This is a genomic window from Sutterella sp. KLE1602, from assembly GCF_001578585.1.
Lineage (GTDB): Bacteria > Pseudomonadota > Gammaproteobacteria > Burkholderiales > Burkholderiaceae_F > Sutterella > Sutterella wadsworthensis_A.
The window spans coordinates 1-4,363 of record NZ_KQ968553.1 but is presented as its reverse complement, the minus strand read 5'-3'; the positions used below and the strand labels follow the sequence as shown (position 1 = coordinate 4,363).

Annotated in this window: 3 protein-coding genes; all 3 read left to right on the top strand. The window is 59.4% G+C overall.

What is annotated here, in order from left to right:
* On the top strand, window positions 1–866 hold an 866-nt coding region (locus tag HMPREF3036_RS07540), incomplete at its 5' end, for an autotransporter outer membrane beta-barrel domain-containing protein (protein ID WP_156469777.1).
* A 605-nt stretch (window positions 867–1,471) separates the two neighbouring features.
* Complete coding sequence (locus tag HMPREF3036_RS07535) at window positions 1,472–2,809, top strand: ESPR-type extended signal peptide-containing protein (protein ID WP_062333170.1); 1,338 nt, start codon at window positions 1,472–1,474, stop codon at window positions 2,807–2,809.
* Window positions 2,790–4,363 (top strand): hypothetical protein (locus HMPREF3036_RS07530; RefSeq protein ID WP_156469776.1); only part of this gene is annotated, 1,574 nt, incomplete at its 3' end. The genes HMPREF3036_RS07535 and HMPREF3036_RS07530, both read left to right, overlap by 20 nt.

Sequence of the window (4,363 nt, the reverse complement as noted above, 5' to 3'; positions counted from 1 at the left end):
TTGAACAGGCCACGGGCGGCAACGCCACGGCCGGCGTTCTGAACGTCGCCTACGACGCCAACGCCCAGGTCACCGACGCCATCGTCCGCCACCAGCTCTCCGAGCATGCCGGCATGGGCGTCTGGGCCGACGTCTTCTACGCCAAGAACGAAGCCAAGGAAATCTACGGTGACTTCGGCTACTCCGCCGACATCTACGGTGGCGTCCTCGGCTTTGACTACACGGCTGCCTGCGGCGGCACGCTCGGCGCTGCGCTCACGGTCGGTACGGCTGACGCTGACAGCGAAGGCGGTGTTCTCTCCAACTCGCTCAGCTCCGACTTCGTCGGTCTCTCCGTCTACGCCTCGAAGGACTTCTCTGGCCTCAACGTCAAGGCTGACCTCGGCTACATCGACTTCAGCAATGACTTCACGGGTCTCGGCGACGCCTCCGACGCCACGACGATCACGTTCGGTGTTCGCGGCGACTTCACGGCCTACCAGAACGGCGCCTTCTCCGTCGTTCCGCACATGGGTCTTCGCTACACGCGCATCGACACCGATGCCGTGGCCTTCAACGACGAGCAGAACATGAACGTCCTTGAAGCCCCGATCGGCGTCAAGTTCGCGGGCACGTTCGAAGCCACCGGCTGGAAGCTCGTCCCGTCCTACGACTTCACGATCGTTCCGCAGCTCGGCGACAAGGAAGTTGAAGCCTTCGGCACGGCCGGCGACATCACGATCCTCTCCGGCGGCCTCTTCAACAACGTCCTCGGCGTTGAAGCGGTCAAGGACAACATGTCCTTCGGTCTGAACGCCTCCTACGGCTTCGGCCCGGACGATCGCGCCAACACTCAGGTCAACGCGAACTTCCGCTACAACTTCTGATGACCTGATGTTCCGGGGCCTTCGGGTCTCGGACGACAGGCTCACTTGAAGTCAAGGCTCCGCATCCTTCACGGGATGCGGGGCCTTTCTTCATCTACTTCTTCTTTCCTCCCCAAACTCAATCCCAACGGACAAGCTTCAACAACCATCTGTCCGCATTGGAAGAACTTGCTCTCCCGATCCGATCATCGCTTTTCCAATCCCTTGCTCCACCCAACACGCAGTTCTGCAAGCGTAATTGAAGGCATTCCCGAACGGAATCACACGTTCCGTTCGGGAACAACCGGCATTCAGCATCATCAGCAACGCTCATCTTTCGCCAAATAAACGAGGCCTCGATTTCCTCAAGCATCCAGTCAGCTGTAAGGTGATCTCAAAAACCAACTGTTGCACTTTCGCAACACGTCAATATTGATTGGAATACAGTGATCAATCTCAATGTACTTCCCTGCAGTTCAGTCGGATCGAATTATCTGCAAAACTTCACCCCCCCCTCAGGGTTTCCACCTAGACGCCAAAAAACCAAATCACCCAAAACTGCGTTATCGCGAATTCTTCGCACCAGCGGGAATCGCTGATACTCCCTAAACCAACTAGGAAAACAAATGAACTCCACTTTCAAAGTTGTTTTCAACAAGGCGCGCGGCGCCCTGATGGTCGTCAATGAAGTGACGTCCTCCGTGCAGGCCAAGGGCACGAAGACGGTCGTGGCCGCTGCGGTCGCGACGATGCTCGCCGGTGTTGCCGGCTCCACGATGGCTGCCGAATGGAAGGATGCTCCCGAGGGCCTCGAGGCTGCAACCAAGGCGGTCATCACCGATACCACCTGGGATAAGATCCAGAACGAAAATGCATTCGAGCTCTCGAATGGCACGCTTCCGTGGGCCAGCCTGCAAGAGGATAAGACCTTCGACAAGACCCTCTGGGTCACCGGTGCCGGCACCGGAACTCATGCCAGCGGTTTCGGCGTCTCCGGTAAAGATGTGACCTTTACGAACAAGGGCACGATCTATGTGACGTCCGGCGAAGGTGGCGTGAACTATCAGAACGACGCCATCTGGGCCGGCAAAGGTGCCACCGCCATCAATGAGGGCAAGATCGTCGCCAAGGACGCTTACGGCATGCGTGTCGGTACAGGTGACACGGCTTCCAAGATCGTCAACAACGGCTCCATCTACGTTGAATCGACGGGTGCCGGCATGGAACTCGGCGGCGCCGCCAACTCTGAAGCCGTCAACAACGGCCTCATCAGCGTGGGTGAAGTGAACACTGAAAGCAGCCAACACGTTTTCGGCCACGGCGTTCTCATCCAGGATCAGACGGGCGCCAAGTTCACGAATAACGGCACCATCACCGCAGGCAAGGGCGCTACCGCCATTGAGGTCAAGGGCGATGTCAACAACACGGCGCTCAACTTCGGCGCCAAGTCCGATGTCAACGGCCTCGTTCATCTCGCCGCTGGCACGACCACCCTTACGTTCGACGCCACCGTCGACACGATGAAGATCAAGACCGAGCAGCAGAAGGACAAGGCTACTGTCGCCGCATATCTTGTGCTGAAGAACAACGCCAACATCACGCTCGAAGACGACCAGAAGTCCACCTACGAAACCGTGACCCTTGACGACTCCCGTCTGAACGCCTCCATCTGGGGCGACGACAACACCTTCAAGACGGTTACCGTTAACGAAGGCAGCATCTTCAACATCACGAAGCTCAACTCCCGCGTCGACCTGAAGTCGGACGCCGACCTGCCTAAGGATCAGCTCCTCATCGCCCGCGACCAGAGCTTTACGTATGACCACGCCCAGATGCATGTCGCCGGCAAGGTCTTCACGGGCAACCTCAAGGTCGGCACGTTGGATCAGAAGGGTACCGTCACTCTCAAAGGCGGCGAGCACAACTTCTCCAAGCTGACCGTCGGTGCCAAGGAGAGTCGGTGAAAAGGCCGTCGTTACCGTCGGTGGCCTCCACCTTTATCACGGTGAAGGTACAGCCGGCAAGGTTGTCGTCAACGATTCCACCCTTATCAACACCGGCGCCCTCACCTTTGAACCGATTGCTGACAAGTACACTGCAGCCGGTACCCTCAAGCTCGAAAACGGTACGTTCCAGACTGCCGCCACCGACTTCATTAAGGAGAAGGCCGCTGCCGCTGCTGACGCCGAAGCCAAGCCCGAATATGAAGCCACCGGCAACGCAGCCTTCCTTTCCGGCAACGGTACGCTCAACCTGACGTCCACCGCCTTCGAATACTCGCTCGCCGACCTCGAGAAGGCTCAGAACCTCATCGACAGCAAGAATACGATCAGGATCGTCTTCGCCAACGGCACGCTTAAGCTCGGCGAAGGCGAAAAGCTTGATGCAACGTCTGTCAGCGGTCGAATCCTCGCCCCGTACACCGGCGAAGCGGACACGGACGGTTCCTTCGCCATCACGGATAGGGCCACCGTCGGTGCGATCGACTTCTCCAAGATGACGGACAAGACGGCCAAGAGTGTTGCCCTGAATAACGGCGATAACACGCTCACGCTCGCCGGCAATGGCGGCGACGTCTTCAAGAACCTCGGCGCCACGGTCGCTACTGTCGAAACGGGCAAGCTCGTCCTCGGCACGGCCGGCAACTCCGGCAACGTGAATGTTGACACGCTCAAGGCCACCGAACTCACGGTCGCCGGCGACTTCACCGCTCGCGCTGTTGAAGCCACCACGGCTAAGATCGACGGCATCCTGACCGCCAACTCCGTCAAGACCACTGACGCCACCGACGGCGCCAAGGTCACCGGCGCGCTCGTCCTCACTGGCAACGTCAAGAAGGACGTTTCCGAACTCACCGGCAAGGTCACCGTCACTGACCGCGGCGTTCTCACGACGAACCGCGCCGCCGGCCTCGCCTACGCTGCCGAGTATGCCGACGAAGACCTCTCCGTCGCCTATGTCGACCGTCAGCTCAAGCTCGCCGAAGGTGCCGTGATCAACATTGGTGAAGCTCCCGCGACCGGCGCCTTGGCCGCCGCTGCCACCACCGTCAACGTCAACGCCAACGGCATCTACGGCATTGACGCCGCCAGCTTCCTCTACACGGGCAAGCCCGCCGCTGAAGCCGACCTCTCCGTCTTCGGCAACAGCACGGCCCTCAACCTCAACGGTGGTGAAGTTGAAATCCTGAACATCACCAAGCTCGGTCAGATCGACCTCGGCGGCGCGATCACGAACACCGCCAATATCGACACCGACTCCATCTATGTTGTCGTCAACGATAAGGACGTTGATGCCGCCACCGGCGTCGTGACGCTCTCCTACAATGACGGTCTCGTCGCCGACAAGACGGTTGACGCCCGCCTGAAGGACGCCTTCACGAAGGGTGTCGGCGCCAAGGAAATGGCCATCCTGTCCGCCCTTGACACGCCCGCCTTCTTCAACGATGAGACCGGCAAGTTCACCGCTGACGGCAACAAGGCTCTTGAACAGGCCACGGGCGGCAACGCCACGGCCGG